Here is a 17,784-nt window from a genome sequence, read left to right on the forward strand (position 1 = left end):
ATGGCCACGGCATTCATCGGGTTTGGTTCCAACTTGGGTAACCGGGTTGATTTCTGCGATCGCGCCGTGACCCTGCTCAGCCTCCTCCCCCATTCACGGCTCCACGCCGTCTCCTCGCTCTACGAGACGGAACCGGTCGACGACGGCGCCGCCCCGGGGCCCGAGTGGTTTCTGAATGGTGTAGTGCAGATCGAAACCGATATCGCTCCCAAGAGTCTATTAGAAGTCTGCCGTGAGATCGAGCGCGCCTTGGGGCGAGACCCTGAATACCGTAGAGGCCCCAGGACACTCGATCTTGACCTGCTGCTCTATGACGATGCGGTGCTCGACGAACCGGACCTGATCCTCCCTCACCCACGTCTCCACCAGCGGCGATTCGTTCTCACTCCGCTGGCAGAACTGGACCCGGACCGACGGCACCCGGTCATCGGCCTCCCCCTGCGCGCTCTACTGGAGGATCTCCTAGATCCATCGGTGGTCCGCCGCCTCTCGCCTCAACCCAACAGCCGCTATGCCTCGCGCCCCTCCTGCAGCCCTCCATCTGTCGGAACCCCACCATCGTGAAGACGATTCGCTCGACCGCCGCCATGGCCGCCTGGAGCAAGCGCCTCCATCGGGAAGGTGTCACAATCGGTTTCGTTCCGACTATGGGCGCGCTCCATGCGGGACATCGAGCCTTGATCCGCGCCGCGCGCCTGGCTTGTGACGCCGTGGTGGTGAGTATCTTCGTCAACCCAACACAATTCGGACCGACGGAAGATCTCTCGAAATACCCGAGGCGGCTCGGCCTCGACCGATCACTCTGCCGAGCGGAGGGAGTGGATGTGGTGTTCGCACCGGACCGGGACGCCATGTATCCGCCCGGCAGCCAGACCATCGTGACGGTGCCGGCTCTTTCTCGGCGTTGGGAAGGAGAAGCACGGCCCCATCATTTCCAGGGCGTGGCCACGATCGTGACGAAGTTGTTGTCGCTCGTCCAGCCTGATACCTCGTGGTTCGGTCAAAAGGACTACCAACAAGCGGCGCTCGTCCGGCAGCTGGCTGCCGATCTCAATTTGTCGGGACGCATCATCGTCCACCCCACGGTGCGTGAGGCGGATGGGCTGGCCCTCAGTTCACGAAACGTCTACCTCTCGGCGCAGCAGCGGCAGGCCGCTCCCGTCCTTTTCCGAGCGCTGCAGGCCGGTGCCGCCGCGCTTCGCTCCGGTGCCAGAAAAGGTCCGCAGATCCGACGCCACATGGTCCGCCTCGTCGCACAGGAACCGATAGCCACGATCGATTACTTGGCCGTGTGTGATCCACGCAGCCTGGAACCCCTAGCCACGGTCCAGTCGCAAGCCGTTCTGCTGGGAGCGATTCGTATCGGAGGTGTCCGGCTGCTCGATAACCTGCTGGTGACCGTGCGCACATCATCGCGTCGACCACGTACGGCACTCCACGAGAGCCGATGACTCAGCCGCCCGGATGGGTCTGTTGATAGGCGAGCAGATCGAGCACCAATTGCCCCATCCGCGGCTTATCCTCTGGATGGAACTCGAGAAACTTGACCCCGATGGAGAGGGGCTGGATGGAAGAGATCATCGCCGATTCGATCTTGATATCCGGCTGACCGCCGGGCACCCGCACCAACACCTTCACGAAGGTACCCCGGGGGAGGGGGGTCGTCGCCTGCAGGGTACAGCCGCCCATCGAAATATCGCTGACCAGCGCATCCATCGTCGGCTGGTCCCAGACCAACGAGGCCACCAGGTTGGCGCGCAACCGCCGATATTCCCGGCGATCGAACTCTTGGGACGTGAGGCGCTTTCCCGGCCGCCGCGCACGAAAGCTGGCCGTGCAGAGCTGGCAACGAAAACGGAAGACGTGCAGCCGGGTTAAGGCCTTTTCAAGGAGGCTGGTCCCTGAGGTCACGCGCACAAAGGGCGTCCCGCAGGAAGGACAATGCAGTTCTTTCATATCAGGGCTCTGCCTTCGGCATCTCCGTCACCACCTCCGAGGAGGCACGGCCACGACCGACAACCTGAGCAGCCACGATGGGCTCAACCTGCGCGGGGGAATAGGTCGGTGGCTTCACCCACTTGCCGTCGGCGCGCTTGTAGCCTCCCACCTTGCTGAGGTTCGACCGATGGACCTCGCGAAAGATCGGCTCCATATCCATACCGTAGGAGACCGCCGTTCCGTAGACGACATACAGCAGGTCGGCCAGTTCCTTGGCAATTGCGGAGAGATCCTTGCCGTCCAAGGCCTCCTTGAGTTCGTCGAATTCCTCCTGAATGAGACGCACCCTCAGTCGGCGCGTCTCATCCGCCGGGATCGTCGGACGCTCATGGATGGCAATCTCAAATTTGCGGTGGAATTCCTCCACCATCGCTTGGGGATCGATCATCCCAATGTCCTGAGGTCGTCCACGGAAAGCGAAAGGCTCACCCTGGGTGCGACATCCGAGGTCTCCAGCATCCCGATCTCTTTGTCCGATGAGATGCCCAACTCTTTGAACTTTCTCGCCGCAGGCAAGACCCTGGATTCCAGCGATCCCACCGCCTTGTTGTAGGCCCCCACGCTCTTGCTCAACGCATGACCGATGTCGTTGAGGTGGCCGACCAACAACGCCATCCGTTCATAAAGCTCCTTCCCGAGACGGCCGGCCCGTTCCGCATGCTGCGTCAATTGCTCCTGCTTCCAACCATAGGCCACCGCGCGCAACAGCGCCATCAGCGTGGCGGGAGTCGCAACGACCACCCCCTGAGCGAATCCATCTTCGATCAAGGTGGAGTCCTGCTCCAAGGCCGCGCCGAGAAACTGCTCACCCGGCAGGAAGAGCACGACGAACTCCGGCGCCTGCGCAAACTGATTCCAATAAGCCTTGAGGCTCAATGCCTCCATCCTCGCCCGTACCTGATCGGCGTGTCGACGCAAGTGTGCCTGGCGCTGTCGATCGTCCTGGGCTTCATAGGCATCGAGATAGGCCGACAACACCGTTTTGGCATCCACGACTACCTGGCGTCCGCCCGGCAGATACACGACCATGTCGGGTCGCAGAAGACCTTCCATGGTGCCGACCGTATCCTGCTCGATGAAATCGCAATGCACCACCATCCCGGCCAGCTCCGCCACGCGACGCAAGGTCATCTCACCCCACCGTCCTCGGACCGACGGAGCCCGGAGCGCCTTCACCAAGTTCCCGGTTTCCTGCTGCAGCCGCTGATGGGATTCGGCCATGAACTTCAACTGCTGGTCCAGACCGCCGTACTCCCGCTGCCTCATCTGCTCGGCCTGCCGCAACTGCTCTTCGTATCGGCGGAGCGACTCCTCCAATGGCCTTACCAATTCACCGATCGCCTGCTGGCGTTGCGACAACTCTCCCTTAGCCTCAGCCTGGAGCGCCGCAAACGACGTTCGTGCCAAATTCAGGAAGGCTTCGTTGTTCTGCTTGAGGGCCTGGCCGGACAGGGCTTCGAAGGATGCCTGCAATTCCTGCCGCGCTTGCGCCAGCAGCGATTGCTGCTCCTCGAGATTGCGGACCAGCGCCTCCATTCTCGTGTCGGTCTTGGCTCGCGCCAACTGCGACTCCGCCACTTCCTGCCGGAGTTGCTCGACCTGCCGTTGATGTTCGTCCGACTGTTGTTGCCACAGGACGGCCGACGCTTCGGCGCGTTGTGCATGTTCCCCGCTCTCGATCAGCTGGGCATGAAACCTGGCGTGGAGGCGAGACGACACCCACCAACCGGCCAGCAACAGGCCCACCATCAGCCCGAGGACGAGACCGATTCCAAATGTCGCGGAGGTAAAGTCGATCATGGCAGTTTCCCTACAGGCTTCACCAGGAAGCCGGCATCCCGATCACCTATTGTAGGGAAATCCCGTAGAGACTACGAAAAACAGATCTAAAGGTCAAGCGGCCGATCGCCGAACGATCCCTTCCGTACAGTCAATTTTCACCTGTTCGTTTTCGGACAACCGCTGCGTGACATGGGGCACATTGACCAGAACTGGCAGGCCATACTCACGAGCCATGATGGCTCCGTGCGACAAGGTACCGCCCATCTCGGCGACCAATCCGGCCGCCACGCTGAAGAGCGGCGCCAACCCGGGATCGATGACCGGAACGACGAGGATATCACCCTGCCGCACCCGTCCCCAATCGGTCGGCGATCGCACAATTCGAACAGGCCCCTCGGCCTGGCCGGCACTGATGGCGACGCCGCGCAGCTGCCTCCCCTCGCCCTGGCTACCTCCAGCTTCTTCCCCCTCAATCGGCTCCTGCCAATCTCGAATCGTATCCGGCACCTGAACCAACCCGTAGCGGGAGTGCTCCTCACGACGCGCACGGGCCAAGTCCTTCCAATTTCTCTGCTCACCCGCACACAACGCCTCAAACTCCTCCAGCGCGAGGTAAAAGAGATCTTCCCGCAGAGCCAGGAGGCCCTGTTCGACCAGATGGTCTCCGAACCGTAGCAAGAGATGCCGGACAGCGGTCGAGTAATACATCAAATGGTGCCGGTTCGCTTCCCGAAGCGCGGAGAACCGATTGAGCCGCCGATACCACCACTGAAACCACCACCAACGCAGCGGCCAGTGCCCCACTCGTCGTTTGATTTCCTCCAGAGCCTCCTCACGGCGAGCCGCCTGGCGCCGCAACACCTCGTCGGCAGAATCGGTTGCGTCACCCCGCACCTGCGCCCGCACGACTGCCAGAACGCTGGCCGGCTGCTCCGCAATGCGCGGCGACATGATGTCCGATTCGCCGACCGCTCGATGGCCATAGTCCTCCAGATACCGGTCGAAGACCGTGAGAAACTGCGAATGAGACAGGGCATCGCGATATTCGCCGGCATCCCACTGTGGCGACAGAAACCATTCTCGAACCTGCCGTTCGGTACGCGCGAGGTCGGCGAGCTCGGCTACGCGAAGGATGTGTTGGGCGCTGACCACGACGCCCTGGCCTTGCATCGAGGCATTCAACAAGACTCGCCAATCTGGACCGAGCCAGCCGGGCAGGCTCGCGCTGAGCGCCTGGAGACTTTGAGCCACTCCCCCGACAATCCCGAAGGTCATCTCGTGACGATCGAGCCAGCGACGCATCTCAGCAAGCGCGTCGAGAAGGTCCTGCGGCGACCGATCGCGAAGACGGTCCGGACGAGAAACCTCGGCCATCTTTTTCATCTCCGCAAAATGGCCACCGTTCCACCTTGCCACCCGCCGCCACTCACGCAACATGGCATACCCAGCCCGTAGGAGGTGGAACCATCCCAAGGGTTTCACAGGCGGCATGAAAGACAACGACTCTCCTCCTGCCTGCTCGGTGAAGAGGAGGGGATTTCCCCGCAACTGAACGGTAAACGAGTAAAACAGGGTCAGGTTCAAGTAGGGGCGACCATGTCGCACACGGACGGACGTCACCCCCTCGTCGATGTTGCACCCCAAGCAACGATAATGCGCAATGAGATGGTCTTCCATAAACCGTTCTAAGAATGAGAGCCCCAAAGGGCTGGGAAGTTCTGGCAGCGTCTCTTTGAGGTTAGCCCTCGTCCATTCACAGTCATCGTTGGTCAGGGCATCAGACGGGTGCACGCCGGTGATCGGCCGAACCTGCATCACCCAGAGCCGCTCTGCATCCCACACCCACTCGAGATCGACGGGGTGCCGGCAGGTCTGCTCGATCTGCTTGCAGAAACTTGCAAGCTCCAGGAGTTGCGAGTCAGACAGCGAGGACCGACATTGGTCGGGTTCCGGTATTGCTTCCGTCCGGAGGCCTCCTGTGTCCTGCACTAACTGCTGAACTTTTTTCGCCAGCAGTTTCCGACGAATGATCGGTGGGCGAACACCGTCCTGTATCTCGACCATATAGTAGTCCGGCGAGGCTTCCCCACTGACCAACGGCGCCGCAAGACCCGGCACCGCATTGACGACGACTTGAGAGCGACGCCCCGTCGACGGATGGATCGAATAGGCCACACCCGCGGCCTTTGCCTGCAGCATCGGTTGAATCACCACGGCCATGTCCGGGCCGATCATATTTACCCCAAACCGTTGGAGGTACTGGCACACGTGGGGCGCCCAGAGCGATATCCAGCAGTCCCGGGTAGCCTGTGCGACGTCTTCCGATGCGCAGCCCAGGGTCGTGCGGTACAGGCCTGCCGCACTGGCTGTCGCCGCATCTTCATTGGTTGCGGAAGAACGTACAGCCCATCGGACTCCCGGCGCAGGCTCGAGCGATTTCAGGCGGCCGGCCAGCTCGGCCGTAAACCCCGGCGGCCATGGTTGCTCCGCCAACAACCGCTGAACACGCAGACGCACCACCGCTTGCTCCACATCGCTCGCATGAAACAACTCCTGCCAAGCCGCCGCCACATCACAACCGGCGGCTTCAAGGATTCGTCGGTAGACAACCGTCGTGATGCACAGACCGCGCGGGACCGCGCAACCGGCCGTCCACAGCTTCGCAAGACCGGCAGCTTTTCCACCGACCAGACGCAGATCACAACTTGCCTCCAAAGGAAGCAGCAGCGGTTCAGCCATGGGAGGGATAGTAGCTAAAGGACGAGGAGGAGATAAAGGTCGTTGACGTTGGTCCCGGTCGGGCCGGTGATAATGTGACCGTCGAGGGTTTCAAAAAAGGGGTAGGCGTCATTGTTGAGGAGCGCGCGGATGGGATCTTCGCCTTTCCGATGGGCCCGCGACACGGTGTCACCGCTCACGATCGCACCGGCTCCCGGAGTGGGTCCGTCCGTGCCATCGGTCGCAAACCCCACCACCCAGACGTTCGGCAGACCGGCAATCTCCAGAGCTGCCGCCAGGGCAAACTCCTGCGCCCGACCGCCCTTGCCCACGCCTCGCATGGTCACCGTCGTCTCCCCACCCGCGATCACGCAACAAGGTGACGGGACGGGACGGCCGCGCACGACGATTTCCCGTGCGATGGCTCCGAACACCTTGGCGACCTCCCGTGCTTCTCCGGTCACCGTGGTGGACAGGACCAGGGAGTGAAGTCTTTGCGCCCTCGCAGCCTTTCGCGCCGCCTCGACTGCGGCCTCGTTATTTCCAATCAAGCAGTTGTGGACCCGACGGAAGAGGGCGGCTCCCGGTTTGGGCGTTTCCGTGATGGTACGTTCCATGCCGCTTTGTAGTCTTTTCCGTACCGCGGCCGGCACCTGCGTCGCCACTCCATACCGTTCCAGAATCCTCCAAGCTTCCAAGAACGTCGTGGCGTCGGGGGCGGTCGGCCCGGAGCCGATAGTGCTCAGATCGTTGCCAATCACATCGGAGAGAATAATGCTCGTCACCCGCGCCCGTGTTGCCGCCGCTAATTGTCCCCCTTTCACCAGAGAGAGATGCTTTCGAACGGCATTCATCTCTTGGATAGTGGCACCCGATCGCAGCAGCAATTTCGTGGTCTGCTGTTTGTCTTCGAGGGTCAGACCTGCCGCGGGAGCCGGTAACAGGCTGGACGCCCCGCCCGACAAGAGGACGATCAACAGATCGTCACGGTTCAGCGTTCGAACCAGCTCCAACACCTGCCGAGCGGCTTCTTGCCCCCGCGCATCAGGTACCGGATGCCCTGCCTCTACGATGCGGATTCTTTCAGTGGGGGCACCATGTCCATCCTTCACCACCACAAGGCCGGCTTCGATTCTCCTTCCCACTCGACCTTCGAGGGCTTGGGCCATTCGCGCCGAGGCCTTGCCGGCACCGACGACTACCACCCGCCGGTCTGCGCCGATCCGATAGTGCCGGTCGCCGATGGTCAGTGAGCCAGGCCTCCAGCGAACCTGTCGGCGAACAGCCTCGTAAGGATCAACCGCCCGCAAGGAGGCCTGTAACAGACCGGTCAACAGCCTTCGCGTAGAGGGATGGGAGACGCCGACATGCATGGCGGCTTACGGAAGCTTGTCCTGCTTGAAGCACCGATTCGGGCAGGTCTGTCGAGGCACCTTCACCTGGTAGCTTCCCTTGGGCAGGTAATCTTTGGTGAATTCCGGATTGAGCATCTTGAGCTCAAGAAAGTAGGTCCCATACTCCTCTGCAATGGAGGTGAGTCGCCGCTGAGGCTCCTTGATCGTCACCGTCACCGTCTCCGTCTCCAGCGGTGAATAGAGGTCCTTTTTGGTCAAACCCAGATACTTTTCCGGCTGGGAATAGATCTCTTTGGCCGCGATGATACGCGGCACGTAGCGCATGGTTTCCCGTGGGCCGTGCATACGCCAATAATCGGGCACCTTTTGTTCTTTCAGCAGTTTCCGCACCCGATCTTCTCCGGCATTGTAGGAGGCCATAGCCAGAAACCAATCTCCCTGCTGCAGGTCCCGAAGATAGCGCAGATACTTGATCGCCGCCTCGGTGGACATTTCTAGATTCCGCCGCTCATCGAGCCAACGATCACTGTGTAGTTTGTATCGCTTGCCCGTTGAGTTGATGAATTGCCAGGGACCTGAGGCCTTGGCCCGAGAGTAGGCCGCGGCAATGCACTTGCTCTCGACCAACAACATATATTTTAGGTCGTCGGGCAACCCAGCTTCAGCAAGCTGCTTTTCGGCCGGCGCAAAACAACGACCCGTGCGCTTGGCTAGGATGATACTCTCTCCTTGATCTTCCAAGAATTGATAGAACTCATATTCGATGCGCTCGCGCACCTGCCAATTGTCCAGAGGAACCGATTGGCCGGCAAAGGTCAGTTTATCCGGCAGCTTGAAGGAGCTCAGGAAAAACCGTTCTCCTTCCCGCTTGATTTCCGGAAGAATCACCAGACGATCTTCCACTTCGGCAGCCTGATCGAGCTCGCCCGCAGACCCTGCAGCTGCTCGGTCGGATTCCGATCCGTTCTGGCCGTGATCAGGCGGAATCGCCGGAGCCGGCTCGACACCCTGGAGGTTCGACGGCGCCTCCGCGCGCAGGGGCATGGCCGGCGTCAGAGAGAAAGACAACAACACCAGGAACCAGAACATTCGTTGCCGCATGTAGTTCATGATCCTTTCGTCCGTGCGAGAGCCCCCATGCTACCAACAAGGTCGGCGAGGGACAAGCACCCTCACGCTTTGCTACACTCTTCCACGATGTCCTCGCTGGCCTCTCTGCATGCCGAGATTGTCTCCTGTCGACGCTGCCCGCGACTGGTTGCCTATCGGGAAGCGGTTGCCAGAAACAAACGGCGCCAATTCCAACACTGGACCTATTGGGGGAAACCGATATCCGGCTTTGGGGACCCCCACGCGCGCCTCTACGTGCTAGGCCTAGCACCGGCGGCCCATGGGGGCAATCGAACCGGGCGGATCTTCACAGGAGATCGAAGCGGAGACTGGTTGTATGAGGCCTTGCATCGATTCGGGTTCGCCAATCAAGCCTCTTCCACCCACGTCGATGATGGCCTCAAACTCACCGACTGTTATATCGCCGCAGCCGTACGTTGCGCCCCGCCGGACAATAAGCCCAGCCCGGGTGAATTCACAGCCTGTCGGCCCTACATTCTGAGTGAGTTGCTCTACCTGTCGCGGGTGCAGGTCGTTGTCGCATTAGGGAAGATCGCCTTCGACCAGTATCTTCGGGCCTGGCGCGAGCGAGGGCACACCGTCCCCTCTCCCGCCCCCAAATTTGGTCACGGGAAGGCCTATGCCTTGCCAGGAGGCATCACATTGATCGGCTCTTACCATCCAAGCCAGCAGAACACGTTCACCGGCAAGCTGACCAGACCGATGTTCCACCGCATCTTTGCTGCGGTTCGCCGCCACCTTGGCGTAATTCCTTTCAGCGGCTAAATTTAGTGCCTTATTTCTTGGCCAGGCCTTCCCAATCGGCAAGGAACTTCTTGAGACCGTTGTCCGTAAGAGGATGTTTCACCAGTTGCTGGAAAACGGGATACGGCATCGTGCAAATGTCTCCCCCGGCCAGCGCCGCTTCCACGACATGCTGGGGATGCCGCACACTCGCCACCAGCACCTTGGTCTTGAATTCGTAATTCTTATAAATGGTGACGATTTGTCTGATCAAAGCCATGCCGTCGGAACTCACGTCGTCAAGGCGACCAATAAAGGGTGAGACGCACCACGCCCCGGCTTTCGCTGCAAGCAAGGCCTGTGTGGGGGAGAAACACAAGGTCACGTTGACTCGGATCCCTTCCGATGCCAGCTTCTTGGTAGCGCGCAAGCCTTCAGGAATCAATGGGACCTTGACCACGATGTTCTTGTGAATCTTCGCGAGGTCCCGGCCTTCCTTGACCATCGCCTCGGCTTCGAGCGCCACGACCTCAGCGCTGATCGGGCCATCGACCATCTGGCAAATCTCCGCCAGCATCTCTTTGAAACTCCGCCCCTCTTTGGCGACGAGAGACGGATTGGTGGTGACCCCGTCGATCAGACCAAGGCTCGCGCCCTCTTGAATTTCCTTCACATTGGCTGTGTCCAGATACAGGTGCATGGTGATGTCCTTTCCGCGCTAAATGGCCGTCTCCTACCGAAATTCCATTGTAAAAAGGATGCCAGGTACAAGGCAATCCGTCAGCGGACGCCGGTCTGATTCGTTGACAGGATCAAACCATGCCCGCTAGACTTTTTTGGGTGCTATTGGTGTCCGCAACATCCCCGTCGCGTAAAGGAGAGGCCTATGCGCATCCCTGCAGTCAGTCTCGCCTTCTGGTTTTTCGTGCTCACCGGCTGTAGCCACAATCCTTATCTCGACGCCTCATTGACGCGTTATCAAGGGAAAGACAAACGATGGATCGAAAAGGAACTGGGCGCTCCCGACGCCAAAACCTCACGATTTTTCGGAGGCGAAAAGTGGATGTACAATCGAATTGCGGGCGGAAAAACGAGTCCACCGTTGTTTAACTTCAAAGCGAATGAATGTCAGACGATTTTGTATTTCAATAAAGAGGACATCGTCACCGACACCTCATATTCCGGCTGTTAGCCGGAGAGTTGCTTCTGAAAGGCTTGCGCGCAATCCCGGCTGCAGAAAAAATACGTCTGCCCACCGATTTCCTCCCGAATCGCGTTTCCTCGCGGAATAAAAACTCGGCAAACCGGGTCTTGAATCATCTGGTCGGCCGTTCCTTCCCTTCGTTGGTTGTTCGCAACACCCACGCTCCCCCTAATCTCCCGAAAGGCCCTTCGGACCAAGTAATAGAAAAGAAGCACCAAGCCTGCTATCAGAAGAAGCCTATACATGGTGGCGTCTTTCTAAACTCACCACTAAGGACGGGATGTCCAGATTATTGGAACGGTAAAGGAGTTAGTAACAACCCGTTGTCTTACTAGTCAACCTGCATTCCCTACGGGGCATTCTTAGGACCAAACGGCCCAGATACTTTCACCCTGATCAGGACCTTTTCCCACTCGTGACAGTACTTCAGATGGATGGTTTGTCCTACAAGGCGGTGCTATAACGCCTCTATGCATAAATGTGACAAATGCCGCGGAACGATGTTGCCGGAACGGGCGGTTGATCTGAACGCTGGTCTGGCGATCACAGTGTTGGCCTGCCTCAACTGTGGTCGTCGCAAGTCAGCGGATGCTGAACCACGCCCCATCACCTCGCGACACTGAGCCGCTGAATAACGAATTACAGCATAATCTTCCTGCATTCTGCCGGGATTGGCCTCAGACGTTTAATCCATAGTCGTCATGGATTGAACAGGGCGTTAGCTCGCCCTCAAGCCCTTTCGCTGATAAGCCCTACCTGGAAGACTGTGCCGACAGCGATGGTCGCCTGCCGATCAACCAGACGATTTTAAACTCAAAACATCGAGCATATCGTAGAGACCAGGCGGCTGTTTCACGACCCAGCGTGCGGCACGCAGTGCCCCTCTGGCGAAGGTATCCCGGCTGCTGGCCCTGTGAGTCAATTCGATGCGCTCCCCCATTCCACCGAACATGACGGTATGGTCCCCAACGATATCTCCAGCCCTGATGGTTTGGATTCCGATTTCGCCCCGCTTCCGCTCCCCGATCAATCCCTTGCGGGCATAGACCCCGACTTGCCCCAAATCTCGATTAACCGCACGCGCCAGGACATCCGCCATTTTCAAGGCCGTCCCGCTCGGCGCATCCTTCTTGAGGCGATGGTGCGCTTCAATCACCTCGATGTCATAGTCCTCCCCAAGAGTTTTTGCCATCTCTGCGATCACTTTGTAGATCACATTCACGCCCACACTCATATTGGGAGAAAACACACAGGGGACCTGGCGCGCAAACATCCGCAGTTCGTCCAACTCCGATGGAGCAAATCCGGTTGTCCCTACCACAATGGCCCGGCGCTGCTGTGCCACGACTCCCAAATGCCCCAAACTGGCAGCAGGAGTGGTGAAATCGATCACGACTTCGCCACGGTCCATCACCCCGGCGAGGTCATCCGTGATGGGGACGCCAGTCCGTCCGCAACCGGCAATCTCTCCGGAGTCCTCACCGACCGCGTGGTGCCCCTTGCTTTCGACCGCACCGGCTAAGGTAAGGAATGCCGAGTCCTTGACGAGCGACACAAGACGCGCCCCCATTCGTCCCGCAGCCCCTGTAATCACAACCCTTATCATGGTCACAACCCTTGACGATCAATGGCCCAATTAGACGAGTCCGGCTTCCTTCATGACACGCAACAGCTTGTCCCGATTGTCGCTGCCCATGGGACAGAGTGGCAAGCGTAGCTCGCGCTCGATCTTACCCATCATATGCAAGGCTTCCTTCACGGGAATGGGATTCGTCTCATAGAAGAGTGCCGTGAAGAGCGGATACAATTGATAATGTTTTACCCGAGCCTCTTCTATCCGACCGGCTAGAAATAGGTTCACCAGTTCGGCCATCTCCTTCGGCAGCAGATTGGCCGTCACGGTGATGACACCCTTTCCGCCCACCGCCATCATCGGTAGAGTTAAGGCGTCGTCACCCGCCAACACAGTGATTCGGTCTCCACACAGCTGGATGATTTCAGAAGCTTGCTGAACCGAACCGCTGCCTTCCTTCACGGCCACGATGGTCCGGCACGTCATGAGCCGGGCAATCGTACTCGGCATCATGTTCACCCCGGTCCGCCCCGGGATGTTATAGAGCACGAGCGGAAGATCCACTGCCTCCGCGACGGCCTTGTAGTGCAGATACAAACCCTCTTGCGTGGGCTTGTTGTAATACGGCGTGATCAGCAGGGCTCCGTCCACACCGGCAGCCTTCGCATGTTTCGTCAGCGCAATGGCTTCTTCGGTGCTGTTCGAGCCGGTCCCCGCCACCACCGGGACACGACCGCGGACCACTTCGACAGTAAAGGCAACGACCCGGTCATGCTCGGCGTGGGTCAGAGTAGCCGACTCACCAGTTGTGCCACAGGGCACGATCCCGTGCGTCCCACTGGCAATCTGCCATTCGATCAGATCACCGAAAGCCCGCTCGTCTAATTTTCCATTCTTAAACGGCGTAACAATCGCGACCAGGGATCCGGTAAACATGGAAGACTCCCTCCCCTATACAATAAGGCCGCTCGTCTATGCCAAGAAGGCCGGTATGTCCTCGCCCCGCACAAGATCTTCGTACCGTTCGCGCGAACGGATGACATGGAACTGTCCTCCCTGCACCAGGACCTCCGGCACTCGCGGCCGAGAATTGTAGTTCGACGACATCACAAACCCATAGGCGCCGGCGCTCATGACAGCCATGAGGTCGCCCTCGCTCATCTCGGGCAACGCTCGATCCTTGGCCAGGAAGTCGCCGGATTCGCAGACCGGGCCGACCACGTCGACGGTTTGCTTCTGCGCCTGAGCCACACGCTCGCTTAACGGTCGGATATCGTGATAGGCGTCGTAGAGGCTGGGGCGAATCAAATCATTCATCGCCGCATCCACGATCAAAAAGCGCTTGGTTTCACCGGTCTTTGTGTACAGAACTTTGGTCACCAAGACCCCGGCATTCCCGACGATGACGCGACCAGGCTCCATGATCAGGACGCACTTCAAATCGCGAACCAGCGGAGAAATTGCTGCCGCCAGATCCTTGGGATGAGGTGGCGTTTCATCCAAATAGGTAATCCCCAACCCCCCACCGATGTTGAGATAGCGGATGGGAATGCCTTGCTCAGCCAAGGCTTGCACCATTCCCAGCACCTTCTTCAAGGCTTCGACGAACGGCGTCACCTGTGTCAGTTGCGAACCGATGTGGGCATGCAAACCGACCACCTCGATGTAACTGAAAGAGGCGGCCAGCTTAAATTCCTCGATGGCACGATCCGCCGCGATTCCAAATTTGCTCTTCTTGAGACCGGTGGAAATGTAAGGATGCGTTTTCGGATCGATGTCCGGATTGATCCGGAGTGCGACCCGTGCCCTCACGCCCAGCGACGCCGCGACCTCGTTGATGGCCTGGAGTTCCGCGGACGACTCCACATTGAACATCAAGATATTTGCCTTGAGCGCATCACGAATTTCCTCGGGGCTCTTTCCGACACCGGCAAACACAATCTTCTCGGCCGGCACCCCCGCCTTCAAGGCGCGAAACAGCTCTCCTCCCGACACGATATCGACCCCGCTACCTTCCTTCGCCATGAGACGCAGGACCGCAAGGTTCGAGTTCGACTTCATGGCGAAGGCCACAATGTGCGGGATGTCCTTGAACGCGCCATCGTACGTGCGAAAATGCTGCACCAATGTATTGTGGCTGTACACATAACAGGGAGTCCCGACTTCTTTGGCAACACGGGAGAGCGGCACCTCCTCGCAGTACAGTTCGCCTTGTTTGTATTGGAAATCATGCATGGTGGTTATCCTCGATCAATAATTATACTTCGTCGCGCATCATCGGACCTCTCTCGGCGAGGCCCAAGGCGATCGGGCTGCTGCCCGCTGCCGTTCGGCGGGTGGGGACTACCTGGTTCCCATCTGCCGTAGCGGAGGATCCGGGAGGGGATCAGGTTCCGGCGCGGACAGCACGTCCTCGATCCTCACGGCAGTGGGTGGCATGGGTCGCGAGGCCGATCCCCACACGCTCGCACCAGGCGCCAACAATCCTTCGCGCCTCAACTGCCGCTCCACAATGGGGCTCACGCCGACATCTTCAGGCGGGATCGGCGCACCCAAGACGCCGCATCCTCCCATATTCACGAAAAGCAGCACAACCCACGCGCCGAAACGGTAGGACGGCCTCATGCCAGAGCCTTCTCGAGCTCCTTGATCCGCGCCTCCACGCGCTGCCCGGCAGTTCCACCGAGTTGTCGTTTGCGCGCAATGGCCCCCTGCACTGTGAGGCAGGTCAGGGCATCACGTTCGAAACGGGTCGAAAAGGTCCGCAACTCCGCCAAGGTCATTTGTTGGAGCGGCCGCTGTCGTTCCAGCGAGGATCGCACAATCTGTCCGGTAATGGAATGGGCCTCCCGGAAAGGAACCCCCTTGGTCACGAGATAATCGGCCAGCTCCGTGGCCAACATCCCCCCCCCTTCTGCGGCTTCAGCTAACACCGCCCGGTTGACAACCAAGCGCCGCATAAGTTCTGTGCAGAGGACCAGCGACGACTCCGTCGTATCGACCGCATCGAACAGCGCTTCCTTGTCTTCCTGTAAGTCCCGGTTATAACTAAGGGGCAGCCCCTTGAGCAGCGTCAGAGTCCCCATCAAGTGGCCATACACCCGACCGGTTTTTCCCCTCACCAGTTCCGGCACATCCGGGTTCTTTTTCTGCGGCATCATGCTGCTACCGGTGCAGAAGCTGTCCGGCAAATCCACGTATCTGAATTCCTGGGAGGCCCAAAGAATCAGCTCCTCACTTAAGCGGGAGAGGTGCATCATGATCAGAGACAGGGCACCGAGCACTTCCACCACCCCGTCTCGGTCGGACACCGCATCCAAGCTGTTCTGAGTCAGGGCAGGAAAATCCAACAGCGAGGCGGTATAGCGCCGATCGACCGGATAGTTCGACCCCGCCAACGCCCCGGACCCCAGGGGCATCACATTGAGCCGTTTACGGCAATCCTGCAATCGCCCGTAATCGCGATCAAGCATTTCGACGTAGGCCAGAAAATGGTGCGCCAGCAAGACCGGTTGCGCCCGTTGCAGATGGGTGTATCCGGGCATCACGACATCCACATATGCCCGCGCCTGCCGCACCAACACCCGCTGAAACGCGCGAGCCTGCCCCATCAGCCGCGACAACACATCCCGCAAGAACAGGCGAAGGTCCAACGCCACCTGATCGTTCCTGCTGCGTCCCGTGTGGAGTTTGCCCCCCAAGGGGCCGATCACCTCCGTCAGCCGGCGCTCGATCGCCATGTGGATGTCTTCGTCCTGTGGCAAAAAGAGGAACGCCCCTTGATCCAATTCTCGCTTCACCGCTTGCAATCCCTTGACGAGTCGGGCGGCCTCTGTACGGGTGAAGACCCCTGCCCGCTCCAACGTGCGGCAATGGGCGATGCTGCCTTGGATATCGTAGGGATACAGTCGTCGATCGAAGGACAAGGACGAGGTGAACTGTTCCACCAGTCGATCGGTCTGTTCAGCGAACCGGCCCCCCCAAGCCTTGCCTTTGGGAAGGGCACGACCCACGCCCGACGTCGACTCACCGGACTTGCGCGCGCGCGGCGCAGCCTGCTTGGACCTGGCCATTACTTGCCCGATCGCTTCTTGTTACGTTGTGCCCGAATGGCCAGCCTGAGCGCATTGAGTCGGATAAAACCCTCCGCATCCTTCTGCCGATAGACCTCGTCTTCTTCGAATGTGGCCATGTCCAACCGGTAGAGCGACCGGGGGGACTTGCGGCCGACCACGGTACAGGTGCCTTTATAGAGCTTCACACGAACGGTGCCGGTCACGTCCCGCTGGGCCTCGTCAAGGGCCGCTTGGATCATTTCCCGCTCCGGCGCATACCAATAGCCGTAGTAGATCAGTTCGGCATACCGAGGGATGAGGCTGTCTCGCAGGTGCAACACTTCGCGATCCATCGTCAACGATTCAAGCCCGCGATGGGCCGCATGAAGGATCGTGCCGCCCGGGGTCTCGTACACCCCACGAGACTTCATGCCGACGTAGCGATTCTCCACCAAGTCCACTCGTCCCACACCGTGTTCGCCTCCCAAGGTATTGAGGTGGGCCAGGAGCTTGGCGGGACTCATCTTCTTACCGTCCACCGCCACAGGGTCGCCCGCGACATAGTCGATCTCCACCTCGCGTGCCTTGTCGGGCGCCCGCTCCGGAGACACGGACATCACAAAAATTTCCGCGGGGGGCGCGGCCCAGGGATCTTCCAAAATCCCGCCTTCATAACTGGTATGAAACAGGTTCATGTCCATGCTGTAGGGCTTTGCCTTTGTCGCAGTCACCGGAATGCCGTGTTTCTCCGCATACTCGATCAACTCCCGCCGCGACCGCATGGTCCATTCCCGCCAAGGCGCGATGATCTTGATCTGCGGATGCAGGGCCATGTAGGTCAACTCGAACCGGACTTGATCGTTTCCCTTGCCGGTCGCCCCATGGCAGACCGCTTCCGCTCCTTCCTTGGCGGCAATCTCGATCTGTCGACGCGCAATCAGGGGCCTGGCGATGGACGTGCCGAGAAGATAACTCCCTTCGTAGATGGCGTTCCCGCGTAACATAGGGAAGACATGGTCCTTGACGAAGACCTCGCGCAGATCTTCGACATACACCTTCTTCACCCCCAGGGACTGCGCCTTCTTCTTGATAGCCTTCAGGTCTTCCCCTTGCCCGAGATCGGCGCAAAAGGCCACCACCTCGCAGCCGTACACCTCTTCCAGCCACTTCAGAATGACCGACGTATCCAGCCCGCCGGAATAAGCCAATACGACTTTCTTATAGGATGACCGACTCATGCGACTC

General features: G+C 59.5%; 17 protein-coding genes. 4 read left to right on the forward strand and 13 right to left on the reverse strand.

All coding sequences use genetic code 11. The features are described 5' to 3' along the window. Nucleotides 1-564 (forward strand): 2-amino-4-hydroxy-6-hydroxymethyldihydropteridine diphosphokinase, encoded by a 564-nt coding sequence (gene folK / locus HRU82_08815; GenBank protein QOJ35044.1) that lies wholly within the window; start codon nucleotides 1-3, stop codon nucleotides 562-564. After that, nucleotides 561-1,451: a pantoate--beta-alanine ligase gene (locus tag HRU82_08820; protein ID QOJ35045.1), complete on the forward strand. Its 891-nt coding sequence runs from the start codon at nucleotides 561-563 to the stop codon at nucleotides 1,449-1,451. Before folK ends, HRU82_08820 begins: the two co-directional genes overlap by 4 nt. Nucleotide 1,452: 1 nt before the next feature. On the opposite strand, the gene HRU82_08825 is transcribed toward HRU82_08820, so the two are convergent. The 6 genes from HRU82_08825 to HRU82_08850 form a co-directional block, all read right to left on the reverse strand. Next, nucleotides 1,453-1,956, reverse strand: coding sequence for a PilZ domain-containing protein (locus tag HRU82_08825; GenBank protein QOJ35046.1), 504 nt, complete (start codon nucleotides 1,954-1,956; stop codon nucleotides 1,453-1,455). Between the two features lies 1 nt (nucleotide 1,957). Beyond that, nucleotides 1,958-2,386 carry a hypothetical protein gene (locus tag HRU82_08830; GenBank protein ID QOJ35047.1) on the reverse strand — a complete coding sequence of 143 codons (429 nt, stop codon included), beginning with the start codon at nucleotides 2,384-2,386 and terminating at the stop codon, nucleotides 1,958-1,960. Beyond that, on the reverse strand, nucleotides 2,383-3,798 hold the full coding sequence (gene rmuC, locus HRU82_08835) for a DNA recombination protein RmuC (GenBank protein ID QOJ35048.1): 1,416 nt from the start codon (nucleotides 3,796-3,798) through the stop codon (nucleotides 2,383-2,385). The genes HRU82_08830 and rmuC overlap by 4 nt, the downstream gene beginning before the upstream one ends. Nucleotides 3,799-3,891: 93 nt before the next feature. Beyond that, nucleotides 3,892-6,519, reverse strand: a complete 2,628-nt coding sequence (locus tag HRU82_08840; protein ID QOJ35049.1) for a hypothetical protein — start codon at nucleotides 6,517-6,519, stop codon at nucleotides 3,892-3,894. A gap of 14 nt (nucleotides 6,520-6,533) precedes the next feature. Beyond that, on the reverse strand, nucleotides 6,534-7,871 hold the full coding sequence (locus HRU82_08845; GenBank protein QOJ35050.1) for a glycerate kinase: 1,338 nt from the start codon (nucleotides 7,869-7,871) through the stop codon (nucleotides 6,534-6,536). A gap of 6 nt (nucleotides 7,872-7,877) precedes the next feature. Beyond that, nucleotides 7,878-8,954 (reverse strand): lytic transglycosylase domain-containing protein, encoded by a 1,077-nt coding sequence (locus HRU82_08850; GenBank protein ID QOJ35051.1) that lies wholly within the window; start codon nucleotides 8,952-8,954, stop codon nucleotides 7,878-7,880. A 96-nt stretch (nucleotides 8,955-9,050) separates the two neighbouring features. On the opposite strand from HRU82_08850, the gene HRU82_08855 reads away from it, so the two are divergent. After that, nucleotides 9,051-9,749 carry a uracil-DNA glycosylase gene (locus tag HRU82_08855; GenBank protein ID QOJ35052.1) on the forward strand — a complete coding sequence of 233 codons (699 nt, stop codon included), beginning with the start codon at nucleotides 9,051-9,053 and terminating at the stop codon, nucleotides 9,747-9,749. A 10-nt stretch (nucleotides 9,750-9,759) separates the two neighbouring features. On the opposite strand, the gene fsa is transcribed toward HRU82_08855, so the two are convergent. Continuing rightward, nucleotides 9,760-10,407, reverse strand: coding sequence for a fructose-6-phosphate aldolase (fsa, locus tag HRU82_08860; protein ID QOJ35053.1), 648 nt, complete (start codon nucleotides 10,405-10,407; stop codon nucleotides 9,760-9,762). A gap of 186 nt (nucleotides 10,408-10,593) precedes the next feature. On the opposite strand from fsa, the gene HRU82_08865 reads away from it, so the two are divergent. After that, a complete protein-coding gene (locus tag HRU82_08865; GenBank protein ID QOJ35054.1) occupies nucleotides 10,594-10,899 on the forward strand; it encodes a hypothetical protein in 306 nt (101 codons plus the stop codon). Between the two features lie 805 nt (nucleotides 10,900-11,704). On the opposite strand, the gene dapB is transcribed toward HRU82_08865, so the two are convergent. The 6 genes from dapB to HRU82_08895 all read right to left on the reverse strand — a co-directional run bounded on the left by dapB (nucleotide 11,705) and on the right by HRU82_08895 (nucleotide 17,777). Further along, entirely contained in the window at nucleotides 11,705-12,517 is an 813-nt protein-coding gene (gene dapB / locus HRU82_08870; GenBank protein QOJ35055.1) for a 4-hydroxy-tetrahydrodipicolinate reductase, read from the reverse strand. Nucleotides 12,518-12,547: 30 nt separating this feature from the next. Beyond that, a complete protein-coding gene (locus tag HRU82_08875; GenBank protein ID QOJ35056.1) occupies nucleotides 12,548-13,420 on the reverse strand; it encodes a 4-hydroxy-tetrahydrodipicolinate synthase in 873 nt (290 codons plus the stop codon). Between the two features lie 36 nt (nucleotides 13,421-13,456). After that, entirely contained in the window at nucleotides 13,457-14,719 is a 1,263-nt protein-coding gene (lysA, locus tag HRU82_08880) for a diaminopimelate decarboxylase (GenBank protein QOJ35057.1), read from the reverse strand. 108 nt (nucleotides 14,720-14,827) lie between these two features. Next, on the reverse strand, nucleotides 14,828-15,109 hold the full coding sequence (locus HRU82_08885; protein QOJ35058.1) for a hypothetical protein: 282 nt from the start codon (nucleotides 15,107-15,109) through the stop codon (nucleotides 14,828-14,830). Further along, nucleotides 15,106-16,557 (reverse strand): argininosuccinate lyase, encoded by a 1,452-nt coding sequence (gene argH, locus HRU82_08890; GenBank protein QOJ35059.1) that lies wholly within the window; start codon nucleotides 16,555-16,557, stop codon nucleotides 15,106-15,108. Before argH ends, HRU82_08885 begins: the two co-directional genes overlap by 4 nt. Further along, a complete protein-coding gene (locus HRU82_08895) occupies nucleotides 16,557-17,777 on the reverse strand; it encodes an argininosuccinate synthase (protein QOJ35060.1) in 1,221 nt (406 codons plus the stop codon). Before HRU82_08895 ends, argH begins: the two co-directional genes overlap by 1 nt. Between the last annotated feature and the right edge of the window lie 7 nt (nucleotides 17,778-17,784).

Origin of the sequence: Nitrospira sp. (genome assembly GCA_015709715.1) — a bacterium.
GTDB lineage: Bacteria > Nitrospirota > Nitrospiria > Nitrospirales > Nitrospiraceae > Nitrospira_A.